Genomic DNA, 17,963 nt, shown 5'->3' with positions numbered 1-17,963 from the left:
AGGTGTGTTGAGGACTGAAACACTAGAGGAAGGATAACCAGGGATCCCAGCCAATGGGATCCCTATTTTTTTCCGTCGAGGGGGCGGGAAAGAATTAACGGGATCCCTCTCTGAGCAGCACAAGGATAACCCCGGCAATGATGCTAATCGTGGCTCCTGCGATCAAGCTGGTTGCCAGCCGCTCTAGCCGCTCCCCAACCGATTGAGCAGTGTCGAACTTGAAGCCCAACTTATCGACATCGGCGGAAAGTTTGCTGACACTTTGGGAGAGGTTATCCACCCTGTCGGTCAGGCTATCTACTCGGTTAGTCAGGTTGTCTACTCGATCCGTGAGGTTATCCACCTGCTCGGTCAAGCTATCCACCCGGTGAGACAACCCATCGACGCGCCCCAGCACTTCCCTCTGCTGGTTCACCAAAACTTCTACAACACGCTCAATCCGGTCTAGCCGATCCTCTGTGGGGGTTGTCATCAAATTGATCTCGTAGGTTCCTAATCTTAAAGTAAACAAACGAGCAAGGGATCTTTGTTGGTAAAGACTCTCCAGCCCATCAGGCTAACTCTTATGGGCCTCAGCCGCTTGATCCTGAATAATCCAGGTACGCAGGATTTGAATTTCATCAGCGCTCAAGTGACCTAGGCGATCCATGCCGGTGCCGTTGCGACGAATATAGGCCAATTCTGGGGATCCACTGCGTCCGATAAAAGATCCGGGAGACTCTCCCTGGGGATCACTCACAGGAACCCTGGGCGTAGGTTCAGCTCCTTCCCTGCCCTGCGACAACAAACTCAGGGCATCCACTCCCCCCCCATTCAAACGGATCCCTGCAGCTCGCTGGATGACAGCATGACGAGCTAACCAACGCGGTTTGAGCAACTCGCTATTTTCCGATCCCGGCGTTACATAACGCATCACCGCAGCATAACTATCTAAAGGGCTGCGCCGCATCCGACCGGCCTGCTGATGACAACCTACACAACTGGCTTCTAGCAAGGGCTTAATATCTCGCTGGTAACTGTACTGAGGCTCGGTGCGGAAAGTCAATTCTATGGGCTTTTGTAAATCCAGCTCTTTGGCTGCAGGCAAGAGTATTCTGTAATCTGTGCTGTAGCTGAGTAGCTGTAAAGGCTGAAAGATCAGCTCGTTTCCCTGAATGTCAAAGGCCACCTCCACAGGGGGCTGGATCCCGAAGGCTAGACCTGTTATTCCGGCTGGAAGCTGTCGATCAAAACGCAGATGGATATTTTGGTCAATTGGGATCCCTCTTTGGCCATTGGAAGGATTGCTGGAGACCAATGTAATTCCATTTGCAAAGGGAGCAGTAGATTCTACCTGGGCTTGCTGCATCGGTGCTCGCGGCTGTAAAAGAGCCAACGCATCAGGATAGAAAATGGTATGCTGCTCCAATTGAGCGGGGGAGGGGTTTTGCTGCCAAACGCTGCGAGGCATTCGCACGGTAAATAGAGGGGCTTGCCGATCCCCGGCTTGTCCCAGTACCTCCAAGGTGATCTGCTCCGGCTGCGGTTGCGCTTGGAATTGTTGCGCCAAAGCTCGCCAAACCAGAGGACGTGATTGCTCGACTAGCTGCGAATAGCTCTGACCCTGTACCGGTAGAGAAAGGCGATAGGTTTGTGACCACCCTGCGTCAATCGAAGCCAGCACCCAAGCCAGAACCAAGCTGAGCAATAGGGATCCCAGTCTCAACCAAAATCGGCAAGAAAAGCTTGACCTTAGCATTTAAACCAAGATGTCTTTATAGGAAGGTAACTAGCTCAACAGGAAGAAAGCGGCTTGCAGCGATAAAGATTTTCCTTCAGTCCTCCAAAATTGTCGGCGTAATTAGGACTACAATTTCAGTTCTCTCATTTATCGTATTTTGCCTACGAAAAAGAGAACCCAGCAGAGGAATCTCAGAAAGCAGTGGAACCCTGTCAACAGATACTCGATCCTCCTCTCGTATCAAGCCTCCCAAAAATAGGGTTTCTCTGTCTTTCAGTCTGGTTTGCAAAGTTCCAACAGAACGCTGGTTCAGCAAGCTAATTACGGTGCCATCTGCCAAAATAACTTGGCTACCGATGGATGAAATCTGAGGAATGAGATTTAACGTAACATAGCCATTATCGTCAATCCTAACATTTTGAATAAGCAAGTTAACTCCTGCGTTTCCCTTCTCGAAAACAACTACTGACTGGCCTGTTGCGGGATCCGTTTGTATTCTCCTGTTGGTAATGACTTCTTGGCCAACCACAACAGCCGCACCGGTGTTGTTGGCAACGACTACTTTTGGATCGGCCAATATCTTAGCTGTCCCCGAAGCAATAGATGCATCTATACGAGCTGCAAGAGACTGCTGGAGCCGGTTTAAAGTATTAAATACAAGTGAGCCCCCAGTTGCTGGAGCCGGAACCGAACCAACGTTAGGAACTGAGGATCCTGCAGGTTGGTCAAGAGGAGTTCCACCGAAGACAGTGTTATCTCCAGACCCCAGAGCAAAGTTGCCAGATGCACTACCCAGTGCAACTCCTAGACTAGAATTATTATCTAGGTTGATCTCAATAAACCTAGCACTAATTAAAACCTGTCGACTTCTCAAGTCAATTTGCGCAAGATATGCTGCAATTACATCATGCTGGGTAGGTGTGGCAACAATAGTTAGCGAATTTGTTCTTGGATCTGCCTGAATTGCCGACTGTTGATCTAAAGGAATGTTTGATGCTTCCAAGATTCCCTGGATTCTATTTCTGATTTCACTCGGAGTAATACTTAGTTGCCTAGCATTGATTTCAACTGTTCCTCCTCCCCCTGCAGCACCGGCAGCAGTTAAATTGAAAGTTTGCTCTGTCTCTTCGATTCTCAGTTGATTGAGTCTGTACGTCTTGACGATCCGCTGGCCAACTCCAGGGAGTGTAGTGCCGATAAAAACCGTTTGCCCTGAACGAGATGCTTGAAGTTCCTTCAGGCGCAAAATAAAGTTAAATGTTTCTTGTAGAGGTGAATCAGCCACATCTAAGGAAATCGTCAGGTCTGGAGGGACGTCATTGAGAACTACGTTCAGTCCAGCTCGACGCACCAGCAGACTCAACACATCACCCACAGGGGCATCCTTGAGGGTTAAGGTAATTGTGGCATTTGAACCCAAGTCAACTGGAGGGGGAGCCGGAATAATATTGCCGACAGCAAGATCTCCGGCCGGAGGAGCCACTGCTCGACCTTGAAACGGAGACGCACTGGGATCAGTAGCTCTCGAAGGCAGCTGAGGTTGGTTAAGCTGGCCTACAGAAGGCACCTGAGAAATCACGGGTGCAGCAGGAACAGCAGGTGCAGGAGGAGCCGCTTGAGTTGTCTGCGGAGGGGCAGGGTTTTGAGCGACCGGTTGGGAGGCAGGGGCAGGAGCTGCGGGCTGAGGAGCAGGAGCCACGGGCTGAGGTCGGTTTAGTGACGCCGGTTGGCCGGGCGCTACTGGGTTGGACGAGGGTTGAGGGGGAACCGCCGCTAGGGGGGCTGGTGGAGCAGAGGGTAGGCCCTCAAAGTCGAAGACCAACTGCGTCGGGCTGCGCCGAGCCAGCAAGCCTTGGGGAGCTGCGGCCACACCGGCTATTTCTATCCGCACGCTGTCGTTGCTCAACTGGCGGGCCTCAATGAAGCGCACCCCCGGCAGGGGAGACTCTTGGCGATAGCGGCCCTGGCTTCCGCTCAATTGAGCATTGGTGATGTCCCCGATCCAAGATTGTCCCTGCTGGGTAAAGAACACCTGTGGGCGAGCGCCCCCTTCGGTGTTGATCTCCAACTGCATGCGGTTGCCGTTGGGCACCAAGCGGATATCTGTGATGCGGCTGAGGCGTTGCGGGTTTGCGGAGGTCAACTGTTGAGCGGCTGCCTCATTGACCCGGCTTTCTAAGGCCAATGGGGGCAGGGACAGGATCAAGCCCAACGCACACCCATAAGCAACTCGACGGTTCATTATCCTCACACCTCACTCCTTCACCCAGTCGTATTCTTGCTTCACCTCGCCACGGGTGCCTTTGGCCTCGTTCACCCCGTGCTTCCCTGATCAAAGCCGAAATCTCGGACTTTGCCACTACCTGTAGCCGTTTCGGAAGAAATTTTTCCCAGATCTTCGATTCGGCAACACTATCCGTGCTGAACCGGCGGTTGTTCCCGTCTTCTGAAAACCAGAGGGGATCCCGCACTGGCAGGATCTCCCCCTGAGTCAAGGCATGGCTGGGCTACTGACCAGGTGCCGTTTGCCCTTCAGGTGGAGGAGCAGTGCCCAACGGAACGTCTTTGTTGTAGATGTAGGCAATCAAATCAAAAGCAGCGTCCAGTTCCCCTGTGTCTTGAACAGGATTTAAGCTGATGTTGCTCACCCGGAACAGCGTGCGCAGACGTTCTATATCTCCCATCAGATTGATCAGCTCCGTATAGGGGCCACGCAGAGCGACACGGGTGGTCTGCACTTGGATGGCGGGAGCGATGATCCCAGGCACTTCCGGATTGGCCGAAGACGCTGGAGTCAGTGGAGAAGGGCTAAAGCTGCGCAGCTCGCTGTTGGGCTGCCCTCGCACCAGCCGGTTGAGATCCAGCAGTTGCGTGTCGGCATTCTCGGGGGTGGAGAGCAGAGCACTGATCTGTTCCCGCTCCACGCGGGCTCTCTCGATCTGGTTGGGCACATCTTGCAAACTGGCAATCTGGCTCTTTATGTCCTGCAACTGGGTGGTTTTGTTGGCTACCTCCCTTTCCAAAGCCTGTACCTCCTCGATCAAGGGGCGAAGTTGGGTGAAGGCCAGAAACCCCGCCGCGGCTAACCCTGTGATCCCGATTAAAAGACCAATTCGAATGGGGGTCAGCTCCACGCCCAGCAGTACCGGCGGCCCTGCCGGGGGAACCACCAGTTGTTCGTCGGGAAAACCTTCAACCGATCCAGTCATCAGTTCGCCTCCACTCGACGCAAAATGCGGATCTTTTCAACCAAGCCTATCGCTCCCCGCTGCTCCAGCTCGCGGGTAAATTCTGGGTCGGGATCCCCCAGGGTACGGATGGTTACGGTTATGCCGTAGGTGACGCTGGGCTCGGTTAGGTTTGTGCCGTCCACCCGGGAGCTGCTGTTCAGGACGGCGCTGGTCACAAAGTTGGAATCCAGCAGGGTGAGCAAAAAGTCGTTCACCAGGGGAAAGTCCAGCGCCCCTCCTTGGATATTGACAGTATCCCCGGAAGCGCTGATGTTGGTTATCCATACCCCCTGGCCGGGGATCTTGCGCCGCAGCTCTTCCAAGATGGCCGACCAAGGCTGGACGGATCTCAGAAAGGAGCGGAACCCTTCCGTTTGGGCGCGAATGGTTTGCAGCTCTTGATTGGCATTCTGCAGCTGGGACAACTCAGCATTGGCTGTGCTGAGCTCACTGTCAAGGCGAGCCCGCTCCGCCCTCAAGGTTTCTCTCTGGCGGGAAAAGCTGTCTTGGAAATACCAAAAAGCTCCCATCGCTACAGCAGCAACAGCAACCCCCAGGCCAATGGCCGGGATCCAATTCTGGGATCCCTCTGCGGCCCCAGTCGCGGCTACTGCTCCCCCACCTGTTCGAGCTGTGGTGAGGACATCCGGCCTTTCTTTGAGGAAATTGATCTCCGGTGTGTACATCTCTTTAACCGCCTTGTGCGCTATTCCATCGGTTGGGCGAGCTTGCGCTGCCTGCTGCCGCTACTTGGTGTCTTCCCGTAACGCCAACCCCAGGGCCACTCCCATTGCTGGGCGTTCCTCCAGGGGCAGTTCCACTGAATCCGGCACGACAATGTTGCCAAAGGGATCCGCCAACTCCACCGCCACGCTCAACGACTGAGATAAGAAGCCGTCGATTTGGCCGATGCTTGCTCCAGTTCCGGCCAGCAGTACTTTCACCACAGGCGAGCTGCTTTCTGTGCTCGTAAAGAAGTCGATGGAGCGCTTCAGTTCATCCGCCAAATCGGAGACAACGCGCGTTACTGCTGCTACACCGGGATTGCTGGGCGCTGGCTGTTCTCCCGTGGCCAAAACATCGGTGGGGTTGATCAAGGGTAACCTCAGAGTTCGCAACAGGTCGCCGGTGCGGCTAACCGGCAGATTCAGGGATTGGGCCAGCACCTGCCGCATGTGGATGGTGCCGATGTTGACGGTGCGGGTAAATTGCGGGATCCCGTTCACCAAAATGCTGATCTCGCTGCTGTCGTAGCCGATGGAGCTGAGCAACACGGCCTCTTGGGGGCCGTACTGGGTTAGCTGATCGCGGATGGTGCGAATGAGGGAGAAGCTGGCCAGCTCCACACAGCGCACCTGCAAGTTGGCCACCTGCAGCACCTCCAGGTAGTTGTCCACCACCTCTTTGGGGATGGCCACCAGCAAGACTTCGATGCGCTCAATGCCATCCTGGGAAAGATCGAGACCCAAGGGCTGGTAGTCGACATCCGCCTGATCCCGCGGATAGGGAATGTAAAGTTCGGCCTCCTGCTCCAAAACCACCCGGCGCAGCTCATCGGCAGGTAGGTCGGCAGGCAGGCGAATGAGACGAACGATGGCCTCCCTTACGGGCACTGCTGTGGCTGCCGGCAGGTTGGTGGGCACTTTGTTTTCATTGAGCAAATTCATCAGGATCAAGCCAACTGTGCTCGGATCGAGGATGCGCCCTTCGACCATCGCCCCTTCCGGCATTTCCACGCTGTGGTAGTGGGCCAGACGATAGCGACCATTGCCCTGCTTTTTCAGTTGGGCAACGGCGATACGCTCGGGGTTGATGTCCACCCCAAGCATGGTTCGGGTTTTGGAGCCACCAAGAAAACTAAACACGCCGGGAAACCCCGCCCTTTGCGCTACTGCTAGAGGCATACTACCCAATTTGTAGGTGGGTTACCACTGTTCGCCATTGGCCGCGGGGAAATCCTTGTCTGGGCCGATCCCTCCCTGCCAGCCGCAAGTGCAGGGCTTGCGCGGTGTTGAGCGGTGTTGGAAATTCGCTTGACTCAACGGGTCTGTTGCCGCGCCCACTCACGGAACTGTTGTAACCGCTCACAACCCTTCTTCCTCGAGGGCCTGGACGTTTTGCACAATCCGGGAGAGCTCGTTTTTCTCATCCACATTGATGCGGGTCGGGGATCCGCTGATGATGCGCTCGTAGCCCCGGAAGGAATCGCGGATTTGGATGCCCGCATTGGAGATCAGGTACTCGCGGATCCCTTTGTCGTGCCAGGAGCCCCGCATTTTGAAGACGTTGAGGGCGCGGGCCATCTCTCCGCGGATCTCCACGTATTGCAGCAGGATGATCGTGTCGGTGATGGTGGAAATATGGGATTCGGTGATGGAATGGGATCCCATGAATTGGTCGGTGGTGTTGGTGAAAAAGCCGGTGATCTCCTCCTGCTTGGCCAGGCCAGTTACCCCGATTACAAACTGGCGGAAGGCATTTTGGCTCACTCCCCGCGCCAGGGCTGACAGGGAGTCGATGGCCATGCGGGAGGGCTTGAAGGCCATCATCTCGGTTTTGATCTTCTGCAGGTGGTCTTCCAGGCCGGCAGATTCTGGGTAGGCGCAGATGATCTTGAGGAGGCCCTGCCGCTCGAACTCTTCCAGGTCAATGCCCCAGGAGGAGGCGTTGCGGGACAGCTGCGCCCGCGACTCTTCGTAGGCAAAGAGAATGCAGCGTTCCCCATCCAGGCAGCCCCGCTCCAGGAATTTGCTCACCAGCGAGGTTTTGCCCGTGCCGGTGGCGCCGGTGGCCAAAATAATCGAGTCTTTGAAGAAACCGCCGCCGCACATTTCGTCCAGCTTCTCGATGCCGGAGGAGACCCGCACGTTGGAGGAGCGCTGCGTCAGCTGCATGGCTCCCAAGGGGAAGATGTTGATCCCGTCGTTGGTGATGGTGAAGGGATATTCCCCCTTCATGTGGGTGGTGCCCCGCAGCTTCAAGATCTCGATGGTGCGCCGCCGTTTCTCTCCCTCCAGGATGTTGCGTAGGATCACCACGTTATCGGAGACGAATTCCTCTACGCCGTAGCGGGCGATGGGGCCGTACTCGTCGGTGCGCTCCGTGGTCATGACGGTGGTGACGTTGGCCTGCTTGAGGCGGGCCGTCAGGCGGAACAGCTCCCGCCGCACCACACCGGCAGGGTCGTATTGCTGAAAGATGGCTGTCACTGAGTCGATGGAGACCCGCTTGGCTTTGTATTTGCGAATGGCGTACTGGATGCGCTCGATGAGGGCCGACAAATCAAAGTTGCCGCTCACCTCATAGCCTTCGGGATCGGGGGAAGCGTCCAGGATAAACAGTTGGCCCCTGTCGATGAGGGCCTGCAGATCCCAGCCAAAGCTGGAGGCATTGCGAATGATATCGGCGGGGGTTTCCTCGAAGGTGACGAAGATCCCCGGCTCTTGATACTTCACGATGCCGTTGTAAAGGAACTGCATGGCAAACAGGGTTTTGCCGGTGCCGGAGGTGCCGCTGACCAAGGTGGTGCGTCCCAGGGGTAGCCCACCGTGGCTGATGTCTTCAAAGCCCTCGATGCCCGTCTGTTTTTTGGGGATCCCTCGCAGCTCTGAGAGATCCGCTCGGTGGTTGTCTGGGGTTGGTTCGGTGGAGTCCTCTGCGGTGTTATCTTGTGGCTTTTCTGGCTCAGAAGGCCCCAATGACTGGTTCATCCCACTCTCCTTGCTCCTGCAGCCTGTCTCAAGCCTCTTCGTCCAATTCTTCGTAGAGCAGATCCAGGCCGATGAGCACTTTCTCGCGGTTGGACAGATCGCCAATAATCTTCCGCACCGGTGGCGGCAGGATTTTGGCCAAGGTCGGCGTTGCCAAGATCTTATCTTCCTCTGCCAGTTGCGGATTTTTCAAGACATCGATCACCTTCAGGCTGTACACGCCGCGGAACTCCTTTTCCAAGATGTCTTGCAAGGTGCTGAGGGCACGCAGAGAATTGGGGGTGTTGCCCGCCACGTAGAGCTTGAGAACATAGGCTTTGCGAGTGGACATATCTAAGGATCCCTTGGAGCGGTTTTGGGAATGGAGCGGCGGTACATTTCGCTCAGGTGGGCCATCACATCGATCAGGGTAAGGCGGTAATCCAGCAGGATCTCTTCGCTGCGGCCTTCCAGCTTCAATTGTTTGGCAAAGTCTTCCATCAAGTTCATGTGCAGCTCCAGCAGTTGAGCAGCGCCGATATCGGCAAAAAAGGCCAAGGCCACCAGCTCGTCGATGCGGGCATTGACGGTCTCGGGAGATTGAAAATAGTCCAAGACGATTGCCTGGTAAAGGTTACGCAGCCGTCGCATGAGGGCTTGCTGCTCGTGGGGCGGGAGGCGACGGTAAAACAGCTCTGGGTCACGATGATAGTACACTCCGGCGTAGCCCAGCCGTTCCCGCAATTTCTCCGCCAGCCGCCGTTGTTGTTGGTTGCTGTAAGCCAGGTAGGGCTGATCGCTGGGATGCGCTGGGCCCTGCGGGAGGCCGCAGGTGGGAGACATCTGCAGAAACAAGGCGATGGCCCGATCCACCAGCAGCTCCAAGACGGAAGGGGATCCCGAAGCGGTACAGTCGGCCCGCACCTGCCCCTTCAGCTCCTGTGGCGAAATGGGACGGACGAGGGTGGCGTTGTGGTAGAAAAACTGCTCTCGCTTGAGCAATGCTTTCACCAAAGATGAGGTGGCAGGGATCTCTCCTTCCGTCTCCGGTGTTTCCTTTTGCAGGTGGGATTCTTCCAGCACAATCGCCAACACCGTCGGCAGCAGCAGTCCCCACGCGCAGAGCTGATTGCCCAGATCGTGCAGCTCTTGCAGCCGAGTGGGATCCACCAGGAGCACCAAGCAATCGACATGGCCGTCTTGTCTCCTGAGAGCCTCTAGGAAGGTAGCTTGATCCTGAAAACACTCGACAACAAAGCGTTCAGGGGGTAGCCAGTCCTCGCAAGCTAGGGGCTCTCCTGCTGGCGGCTCCCAATCCAGCAACAGGTTGATGCGCAGTGGATGGGTGTCAGGCAACAAGACAAAGGATGAAGATATATTTCCTATCTTAAATCTGACCGGGATCCGCGCTCACCGGCCAGAGGAAAAGAGCGGGAGAAAAACCTAAACTAGGGGTGAGTGAGCTGCTGCCGAGATCCCTATGGTGCCCCTGATCATCGATTGCGACCCTGGTCAAGACGATGCGGTGGCTCTGCTGCTGGCTATGGCGTCGCCAGAAGAGCTGCAATTGCTGGGCATTACCACGGTGGCCGGCAATGTCTCCTTGGACAAAACCAGCCGCAATGCTCGACAGATCTGTGAATTGGCCGGTCAGCCGCAGATGGGGGTGTATGCCGGCTGCCCCCGACCTCTCTTGCGCCCTCTGGAAACCGCCGAGCAGGTGCATGGCAAAACCGGGATCGATGGAGCGGATCTGCCGGAGCCCCAGATGCCTTTGGGATCCCAGCATGCAGTGCCCTATCTCATCGAGACGCTGATGGCTGCCCCTGAGCCGGTTACCTTGGCTTTGCTGGGCCCGATGACCAACTTGGCGGTGGCTCTGGTGCAGCAGCCCCGAATTGTGGAGCGCATCCGGCGGCTGGTGTTTATGGGGGGATCCGCCTTTGAGGGGAATGTTACCCCGGCAGCCGAGTTCAACATCCTCACCGATCCCCACGCCGCCCAGATCGTGCTCAGCGCCGGGATCCCGGAGGTGGTGATGCTGGGCTTGCACGTCACCCAACAGGTCCTCAGCACGCCGGAGCGGATTGAGCGCATCCGCGCCCTGGGCACCCGCGTTGGGCAGACGGTGGCCAATATGCTCACCTTTTACGGTAAGGTCGACGTAGAACGCTACGGGCTACCGGGAGGGCCATTGCACGACCCTTGTGTGATTGCCTATCTGTTACAGCCGCAGTTGTTCGAGCTCAAGCCCTGCTACGTCGAGGTGGAAACTGCCAGCTCCTTGAATCTGGGCCGGACGGTGGTGGATCGCTGGGGATCCAGTGGCCGCCCTGCCAATGTCCAGGTGGCTTTTGGGGTGGATGCCCAGGGGTTTTACCACCTGCTCACCGAGCGCCTGGGCCGTTACCGATAATTCTGATAGTTCTGATCCTTGAGGCCAGATCCGAAGGTGGAGAATCCCAGCGCCGTCCAACGTGCCAAGCTGGAGTGGGTGAACCTGCCCACCGCCGTCACCCTGCTGCGGCTGGCAGGGATCCCTTTTGTTTTGCTGGGCCTGAGCCTGCGATCCCCACTGGGGGAGAGGTTGGCCCTCTGGGCGTTCCTGTTGGCGGCGGCAACCGATTGGCTGGATGGCCATTTGGCCCGCCGTTATGGCTTGGTAACCGATATGGGCAAGTTTTTGGATCCTCTGGTGGATAAGCTGCTGGTGTTGGCGCCGCTGCTGGGCCTGCTGGAACTGGGGCGGATCCCCGCTTGGGGCGTGTTTTTGCTGGTGGGGCGGGAGCTGGCCATCGCCGGCTGGCGGGTCAACCAAAGCCAAATCCGCGGTGCCAATTTCTGGGGCAAAGCCAAGACGGTAACCCAAATCCTGGCCATTGCTTTGCTGATTTTGGGGTGGCCGGGAGGGATCCCTTGTTTTTGGGTGGCGGTGGTTCTCACCCTGATCTCGGGCCTGACCTACCTGCACACCGATCATCCCCATCATGCGCAGTCACCCGGCAGGCCATAGCCCTTGTCAGATCCCCCCGCCCCTCGCCGACAGAGGAGACACCCCACCTGAGCAGCGCATCCTCGGCCTAGATCCAGGTCTGGGAACCATGGGTTTTGGTTGCATTCTGGCGGGATCTGCGGGGTTGAAACCTGTGGATTATGGGGTGATCAGCACCCCCAGCCAACACTCGATACCGGAGCGGCTGCAAACGCTGCACGAGGATTTGAGCCAGTTGCTGCGCCAACTGCGCCCGCATCAGGTGGGGCTGGAAAAACTTTTTTTCTACAAAATGGGCAATACCATTGCCATCGCCCAAGCCCGTGGCGTGATCCTGCTCACCTTGGCCCAGCATCATCTGTTGCCGGTGGAGTTTACGCCCGCCCAAGTCAAGCAAAGTTTGACAGGCTACGGACGCGCCGACAAGCAGGCTGTACAAGCTGCCGTGGCCCGGGAACTCAACCTGCCCAGCTTGCCCCGCCCGGATGATGCCGCCGATGCCTTGGCGATTGCCATCACGGTCTGGCACCACCGCTTCTCTTGAGGGATCCCCTCCCTGTCAATCCCCTACCTTTAGCAGAGATAAAGATTGGCCAATAAAGATGGGCTAGACTCAGTACAGCGAGAAGCACAAGCCCTATGCCTTCTTCTTCCGTGGATGTTCGCGAGCTACCGCTGTTTCCCTTGCCGGAGGTGGTGCTGTTTCCGGGCCGACCTCTGCCGCTGCACATTTTCGAGTACCGCTACCGCATGATGATCAACACCATTCTGGAGACGGATCGCCGCTTTGGGGTGCTGATGTTCAATCCCCAGACGGGATCCCCAGTGCGGGTGGGCTGTTGTGCTGAGGTGTTGCAGGTGCAGCGATTGCCGGATGACCGCATGGACATTTTGACCTTGGGGCAGCAGCGCTTCCGCGTCTTGGATTACGTGCGGGAAAAACCCTTCCGGGTGGGGCTGGTGGAATGGATTGAGGATGAGCCGACCACCCCTTCCGATGACCTGCAGAGCTGGGTGCGCCAGGTTACCACTCTCCTTCAAGATGTGGTGCGTCTCTCGGGCAAGCTAATGGAGCGGGATGCACAGTTGCCGGAGCAGCTCCCCACCACCCCCATAGAACTGTCCTACTGGGTGGCTAGCCACTTCCATGGGGCCCCCCAAGAGCAGCAAGCTCTGCTGGAAATGGTCAGTACCGAAAGGCGGCTGCGCCGGGAAGCCGAAATTCTCGAGTCCACCCGCAAGCACTTGGCCGCCCGCACGGCCCTCAAGGATCTGTTCACGGAAATTTCCTGAGGTTCCTGTCAGTTGGTCAGGTCTGCTCCCATCTGTTCTGGTGGCTCTTGTGGACCTTTCCAGAGAGTGCCCTTTGCCTTTCTCGACCAGGCAGAGCAGAATGCTTCCCCCGGAAAGGTTGGGTATTTCTTGAGGATCCCTTCCCCGTTTTTCATGGCCTACGCTCGCCGCTACTTGCGCTTTCCCTCTCAGATCTTGGGCCGGGAAATGGAGATGCTCCACTTTGGGCATCACGGCTACCCGCTGATCTGTCTGCCCACCAGCAACGGGCGTTTTTTTGACGTGGAAGATCGCGGCATTATTGCCAGCCTCAGCCATCATCTGGAACAGGGCTATTTGCAGGCTTTTTGCGTGGAAACCCTGGATTGGGAGACTTTGTTCAACCGCCAGCTGGACTTGCCCCAACGGCGGGATCGTTGGCTGTTGCTGGAGCAGCACTGGGTAGAAGAGCTGATCCCCTACGCCAAGGCCGAGGCGCAAAATGAGTTTCTGGTGGTGGCTGGGTTTTCCCTGGGAGCTACCCATGCTGTCAACCTCACCTGTCGGCATCCCGGCCTAGTGCGCCGTTGTTTGGCTCTGGGGGGGCCCTACGATGTGGCCGCTCTCGGCTCTGTCACCGGCTGGGATCCCCAACGGGCAGAGCAGGAGCTGTATTTCATCAACCCGCTGGCCTATATGTCCAACATGAGCCGGCAACTCTGGGATCACTTGGGCGGGCGCAACACCGAGCTGAAGCTGCTCACCGCTCGCCGCGACCACTGCCTCAGCGACAATCTGCGCCTGGCAGAAGTGCTCAGCCGCAACGACATCCCTCATCAACTGGAGGTATGGGAGGGGAATCACGATTGGCCCACTTGGCAAGCGCAAATCCGCGCCTTCGCGTAGGATCCCTTGCAGGGAATAGCTTTTGAGAGAGCTTTGATGATTGAAGACTATTGGGTTGGCAGCCTGCACTTCAGCGAGCCTTTTGGGGACGATACTCTGGCCCGCCTCAACGCACTTCCCCCTGTTCAAGCTCGCAACGGCCAAACTTACAAGATCCGGGCCGAACATGTCACCATTCATGAGGTGAACCTGGATTACCGCACCAAGTATCGCCTGATCCTGGATCGTTTCAGCTACCTTTACCCCCAAGCCATCGGCCTATTCATGGGCTTTGCCTTTCGGGGGGTTTACCTCATCAACAACCCCTTTAGCTTTTATTACTACCTGCGCAACAAAGATGCTGCCTACATGGTGGTCAAAGAGCTGGGGATCTCCATCCCCAAAACTTACATTCTGCCCCCTAAAGAAGCCCCCGCATTGAAAGCAGAAGATTTTAAGTATCACAAGTTTTTCGATTGGCAGGGGATGGCGGAAGATCTGGGCTGGCCAATTGTGATTAAGCCGGCGGAGGGGCGAGAGGCCATTGGAGTAGAAATAGCCCACAACATGGAGCAGCTCCTCTATTTTTACGACCGCTCTGGATCTCAGGTGATGATGATCCAAGAGAAGGTCAAAACCCCTTACCCTTGGCAGATTCGCGCCCTCTGCATTGGCCGAAAGATCATTCCGATCAAGTATATCTTTCGCAAGTTCGATGCCAGCGAATATCTGTTTGATCCAGAATTTCTTACCCCGGAAATGGGCCAGAAAGTCATCAATACCTGTCGGATTATCAATCGAGTTTTGGGCTATGAAATGAACTCGGTGGAGCTATTCATCGACGAGCAGGGAGAGCTGCAGGCCATCGACTTTAACAATCCGGTGCCCGATGGGCGGCTCAAGGCTCTGGGAGAGATCTTCTACAACGATTACCAGCAGGCCCTTTGCGATTTGGTCTTGGACATCGTGCGGGAACAGCGTCCTTTCGACTTCCTGCCCCCAGATATCAACCGCTTTGCCCACATTGCCCGACGGGCCGATCTCACCCGCGAGCAGAAGTTTCAGATGGCTTTGGAATTGGCCAACCGTTACTACGAGCCCAGGGATCCCGATTAAAATCAAACCAGAACCCAAAAGTGTGGTTTTCCGCCGGAGAAGTTGTGGACGGGCAAAGGAGCAGCAGCGTGGTTTCCGACCCCGCTTCAGGGTGGTCCATAATCAAGCAGGCGCAGGGATCCTGCCAGGTGCTGCATTTGGCGGCGGGGGATCCCCTCTTGAGTCGGCAAGAGCATTGGGGGGCCTTTTCCCGGCCAAGCTGAGGCAATTGCACGGCGGGTTGGTCTGATCCGAGCAGGCAAATGTCAACCGGGTTGAAATGGCGCTGGTGCCACGATATTCGCGAGATCCCAGCAGGGGCCTGGCACGCCTTGCAAACGGAGCGCACCTCTCCTTTTTTGGAATACGAATGGTTGCACAGCCTAGAGAGCTCAGGTTGTGCCAGCCGCAGGACAGGGTGGCTGCCCTGTCACCTGTTGGTGGAGGCGGACGGCCAGTTGGTTGCTGCTGCCCCCTTGTATTTGAAAAGCCACAGCCAGGGGGAGTTTGTCTTTGACCAAGAATGGGCTGCAGTTGCCGGCCAATTGGGGGAACGCTACTACCCGAAGTTAATCGGCATGGCCCCCTTCACCCCGGCCACGGGCTATCGCATCCTCGTCCATCCCGAGTATTCGGAAGCAGAGGTGTGGTCGTTGATGCTGGCAGCCATTGACCGGTTTTGCCAAGAGAAGGATATTTCGGTGTTTAGCTTGCTTTATGTAGATCTGGACTGGCGGACTCAATTGGAGTCGGATGGATTTACGCCCCGGATCACCCACAACTACCAGTGGCACAACCCCGGCTACCGCTCTTACGAAGACTTTTTGAGCCAGTTCAATGCCAACCAGCGGCGCAACATCAAGCGAGAGCGGGCTGCAATGGAAAAAAGCGGCCTAGAACTCAAGATTTACACAGGAGAGGAGATCACGCCCCGCCTGTTGTCTCTCATGTACGACTTTTACAGCAACACCTGCGCCCAATTTTGGAACTGGAGCAAATATCTCAATCGCCGCTTTTTCGAGTCTCTCTATCCCAACTATCGGGAGCGAGTTGTGCTGGTGGCCGGGGAACGGAATGCAGAAATTGTGGGGATGTCTTTTTGTATTCGTAAGGGAGATCGCCTGTTCGGGCGCTACTGGGGTTGTCGGGAGGAGGTGAAGTTTTTGCACTTTAACGTTTGCTACTACGAGCCCATTGCCCTCGCCATCCGAGAAGGGATCCGCAACTTTGATCCCGGCGCAGGGGGATCCCATAAGATTCGACGGGGATTTCCGGCCACGCCTGTGTACAGCTACCACCGCTTCTACAGCCGAAGGCTACAACAGGTTTTGGTGCCCTACCTGAACCGGGTTAACCCTCTCATGTTGGCCGAGCTGGAGAACGTGAATCAAAACGAGGTTCCTTTTCGAGAAGATGTTTTGCCTTCTCTATCTGCTTTGACCAAGGAGTGAACCACTTCATTGGATGGGGTTTTCAATCCCGTAAGCAGTTGGCGGCTGACATGCTTTTTGCCTTGCTACAGCTTTTTCCGGCAATGCTGACTCCAGCCAACACGACCTGACCTATGGTTATAGTTATTTCGAATTTCGGCGAAACAGCCTAATGGAACATCCGATCCCTTCCGTCCTTCCTGATCCCGTTAAACCTGGGGATCTCTTGGCATTGGAGGTCACGGCCCTGACCCCCCAGGGAGATGGCATTGCCCACACGGTAGGACTTGGACAAGGGCGAGTGGTGTTTGTGTCCCAGGCGGTGCCCGGGGATCAGGTGGTGGCCCAAATAACCGAGATCAAGCGCAACTACTTGGTCGGGCGAATTCGGTCGCTGATTTCTCCCTCTCCCCAACGGGTGCGACCAGCCTGCATTGTGGCGGACAAATGTGGTGGCTGCCAATGGCAACATGTCAGCTATGCCCAGCAATTGGCCACCAAGCAGCAAATCCTCAGGGATGCACTGGAGCGGATTGGCGGTCTGACTCTGCCGCAGCCTGTCCCTATTTTGGGATCCCAGCAGCCGCTGCGCTATCGCAACAAGGTCACCTACCCCATGGCCAAACCGGAGGGCCAGCCCTTGCGCATGGGCTACTACCAACGGGGCAGCCACCGCCTGGTGAACCTCAACCAATGCCCCGTGCAAGACGAGCGGCTGGATGTGTTCCTGAGGGAAATCAAGCGGGATCTCCAAGAAACGGGCTGGAGTGTCTACGACGAAAGTCGTCACCAAGGTCATCTCCGCCACTTGGGTTTGCGCATCGGTCGCCGTACCCGCGAGGTGCTCCTGACCTTGGTCAGTTGCAGTCGTCGCCTGCCCCATCTGGAAAGCTGGGCCGAACGCTGGATGCAGCGCTACCCTGACCTGGTGGGGGTCTGTCTCAATCTCAACTCGGCCCGCACCAATGCCATCTTCGGCCCGGAGACTGAGGTGATTGCCGGTCGGGGGTCTTTGCGGGAGGAATTTGCCGGTTTTTCCCTCTGGATCGACAGCACCTCTTTCTTCCAGGTCAACACAGAGCAAGCAGAAGCCTTTTTTACCTGGATAGCCGACCAACTGAACCTGCGGGGAGAGGAAACCATCCTGGATGCCTACTGTGGCATCGGCACCTTAACCTTGCTGCTGGCGCAACGGGCGAAACGGGCGATGGGGGTGGAAGCTTTGCCGGAAGCGGTGGCCCAAGCCCGCTACAATGCCCAGTTCAACGGTATCGCCTCAGCCCAATTTTTCCAGGGCACGGTGGAACAGGTTTTGCCGACCCTGCCCCCTGCCGACATTGTGGTGCTGGATCCGCCGCGGCGCGGCTGCGACCGCCAAGTGCTCGAGACCCTAAAGCTGCGACGACCACCACGCATCGTCTACATTAGCTGTCACCCTGCCACTTTGGCGCGAGACTTGCAGATCCTACTGGCAGAGGGATCCTATCGCCTTACCCAATGGCGGGCGGCTGACTTCTTTCCCCAAACCGGGCATGTGGAGGGGGTGGCCTTTTTGGAGCGAGTTTGAAGAGTACGCACCCTGACCAAAAGGCGCGGCAAGCCCCGTCCTTCAGGGCGGGGAAGGATAGCGCCGACCGTAGCCGACGCCCT

General features: G+C 56.7%; 19 protein-coding genes. 10 read left to right on the top strand and 9 right to left on the bottom strand.

The annotated features are described in order from the left end of the window. Window positions 1-94: 94 nt before the first annotated feature. From NW840_RS07750 to NW840_RS07740, 3 genes are all read right to left on the bottom strand, one after another. Window positions 95-472 carry a hypothetical protein gene (locus NW840_RS07750; protein ID WP_414329093.1) on the bottom strand — a complete coding sequence of 126 codons (378 nt, stop codon included), beginning with the start codon at window positions 470-472 and terminating at the stop codon, window positions 95-97. 84 nt (window positions 473-556) lie between these two features. Then, a complete protein-coding gene (locus NW840_RS07745; RefSeq protein WP_414343481.1) occupies window positions 557-1,738 on the bottom strand; it encodes an Ig-like domain-containing protein in 1,182 nt (393 codons plus the stop codon). 76 nt (window positions 1,739-1,814) lie between these two features. Continuing rightward, window positions 1,815-3,782 carry an AMIN domain-containing protein gene (locus NW840_RS07740; protein WP_414343505.1) on the bottom strand — a complete coding sequence of 656 codons (1,968 nt, stop codon included), beginning with the start codon at window positions 3,780-3,782 and terminating at the stop codon, window positions 1,815-1,817. Between NW840_RS07740 and NW840_RS07735 the strand changes: the two genes are divergently transcribed. Next, on the top strand, window positions 3,669-3,899 hold the full coding sequence (locus NW840_RS07735) for a hypothetical protein (RefSeq protein ID WP_414343508.1): 231 nt from the start codon (window positions 3,669-3,671) through the stop codon (window positions 3,897-3,899). The two genes, NW840_RS07740 and NW840_RS07735, sit on opposite strands and share 114 nt — an antisense overlap. 328 nt (window positions 3,900-4,227) lie before the next feature. On the opposite strand, the gene NW840_RS07730 is transcribed toward NW840_RS07735, so the two are convergent. From NW840_RS07730 to NW840_RS07705, 6 genes are all read right to left on the bottom strand, one after another. Beyond that, window positions 4,228-4,929, bottom strand: coding sequence for a hypothetical protein (locus NW840_RS07730; protein ID WP_414343480.1), 702 nt, complete (start codon window positions 4,927-4,929; stop codon window positions 4,228-4,230). Next, window positions 4,929-5,636 carry a PilN domain-containing protein gene (locus NW840_RS07725; RefSeq protein ID WP_414343478.1) on the bottom strand — a complete coding sequence of 236 codons (708 nt, stop codon included), beginning with the start codon at window positions 5,634-5,636 and terminating at the stop codon, window positions 4,929-4,931. Before NW840_RS07725 ends, NW840_RS07730 begins: the two co-directional genes overlap by 1 nt. A gap of 60 nt (window positions 5,637-5,696) precedes the next feature. After that, window positions 5,697-6,815, bottom strand: a complete 1,119-nt coding sequence (gene pilM / locus NW840_RS07720) for a type IV pilus biogenesis protein PilM (RefSeq protein ID WP_414343477.1) — start codon at window positions 6,813-6,815, stop codon at window positions 5,697-5,699. A gap of 219 nt (window positions 6,816-7,034) precedes the next feature. Next, window positions 7,035-8,660: a circadian clock protein KaiC gene (kaiC, locus tag NW840_RS07715; RefSeq protein WP_011432142.1), complete on the bottom strand. Its 1,626-nt coding sequence runs from the start codon at window positions 8,658-8,660 to the stop codon at window positions 7,035-7,037. Between the two features lie 28 nt (window positions 8,661-8,688). After that, window positions 8,689-8,991, bottom strand: coding sequence for a circadian clock protein KaiB (gene kaiB, locus NW840_RS07710; protein WP_011430723.1), 303 nt, complete (start codon window positions 8,989-8,991; stop codon window positions 8,689-8,691). A 2-nt stretch (window positions 8,992-8,993) separates the two neighbouring features. After that, window positions 8,994-9,998 carry a circadian clock protein KaiA gene (locus NW840_RS07705; protein ID WP_414343474.1) on the bottom strand — a complete coding sequence of 335 codons (1,005 nt, stop codon included), beginning with the start codon at window positions 9,996-9,998 and terminating at the stop codon, window positions 8,994-8,996. Window positions 9,999-10,119: 121 nt separating this feature from the next. Here NW840_RS07705 and NW840_RS07700 point away from each other — a divergent pair, with 121 nt between their 5' ends. From NW840_RS07700 to rlmD, 9 genes are all read left to right on the top strand, one after another. Further along, entirely contained in the window at window positions 10,120-11,055 is a 936-nt protein-coding gene (locus NW840_RS07700; RefSeq protein WP_414343473.1) for a nucleoside hydrolase, read from the top strand. 78 nt (window positions 11,056-11,133) lie between these two features. Next, entirely contained in the window at window positions 11,134-11,652 is a 519-nt protein-coding gene (gene pgsA / locus NW840_RS07695; RefSeq protein ID WP_414329287.1) for a CDP-diacylglycerol--glycerol-3-phosphate 3-phosphatidyltransferase, read from the top strand. Between the two features lie 10 nt (window positions 11,653-11,662). Beyond that, complete coding sequence (ruvC, locus tag NW840_RS07690; protein WP_414343503.1) at window positions 11,663-12,175, top strand: crossover junction endodeoxyribonuclease RuvC; 513 nt, start codon at window positions 11,663-11,665, stop codon at window positions 12,173-12,175. Between the two features lie 95 nt (window positions 12,176-12,270). Further along, window positions 12,271-12,924 (top strand): LON peptidase substrate-binding domain-containing protein, encoded by a 654-nt coding sequence (locus NW840_RS07685; RefSeq protein ID WP_011432147.1) that lies wholly within the window; start codon window positions 12,271-12,273, stop codon window positions 12,922-12,924. Between the two features lie 66 nt (window positions 12,925-12,990). Continuing rightward, window positions 12,991-13,809, top strand: coding sequence for an alpha/beta hydrolase-fold protein (locus NW840_RS07680; protein ID WP_414343472.1), 819 nt, complete (start codon window positions 12,991-12,993; stop codon window positions 13,807-13,809). A gap of 36 nt (window positions 13,810-13,845) precedes the next feature. Beyond that, window positions 13,846-14,904: an ATP-grasp domain-containing protein gene (locus NW840_RS07675; protein ID WP_041436180.1), complete on the top strand. Its 1,059-nt coding sequence runs from the start codon at window positions 13,846-13,848 to the stop codon at window positions 14,902-14,904. Window positions 14,905-14,972: 68 nt separating this feature from the next. Continuing rightward, window positions 14,973-15,107 (top strand): hypothetical protein, encoded by a 135-nt coding sequence (locus NW840_RS07670; RefSeq protein ID WP_414343471.1) that lies wholly within the window; start codon window positions 14,973-14,975, stop codon window positions 15,105-15,107. A gap of 39 nt (window positions 15,108-15,146) precedes the next feature. Then, window positions 15,147-16,334, top strand: a complete 1,188-nt coding sequence (locus NW840_RS07665; RefSeq protein ID WP_011432151.1) for a GNAT family N-acetyltransferase — start codon at window positions 15,147-15,149, stop codon at window positions 16,332-16,334. 151 nt (window positions 16,335-16,485) lie between these two features. After that, on the top strand, window positions 16,486-17,880 hold the full coding sequence (gene rlmD, locus NW840_RS07660) for a 23S rRNA (uracil(1939)-C(5))-methyltransferase RlmD (RefSeq protein WP_414343468.1): 1,395 nt from the start codon (window positions 16,486-16,488) through the stop codon (window positions 17,878-17,880). Window positions 17,881-17,963 lie beyond the last annotated feature (83 nt).

This window comes from Synechococcus sp. R5-13 (genome assembly GCF_047462015.1).
Taxonomy (GTDB): domain Bacteria; phylum Cyanobacteriota; class Cyanobacteriia; order Thermostichales; family Thermostichaceae; genus Thermostichus.
The sequence above is the reverse complement of the archived record's forward strand: the minus strand, read 5'-3'. Positions and strand labels throughout refer to the sequence as shown.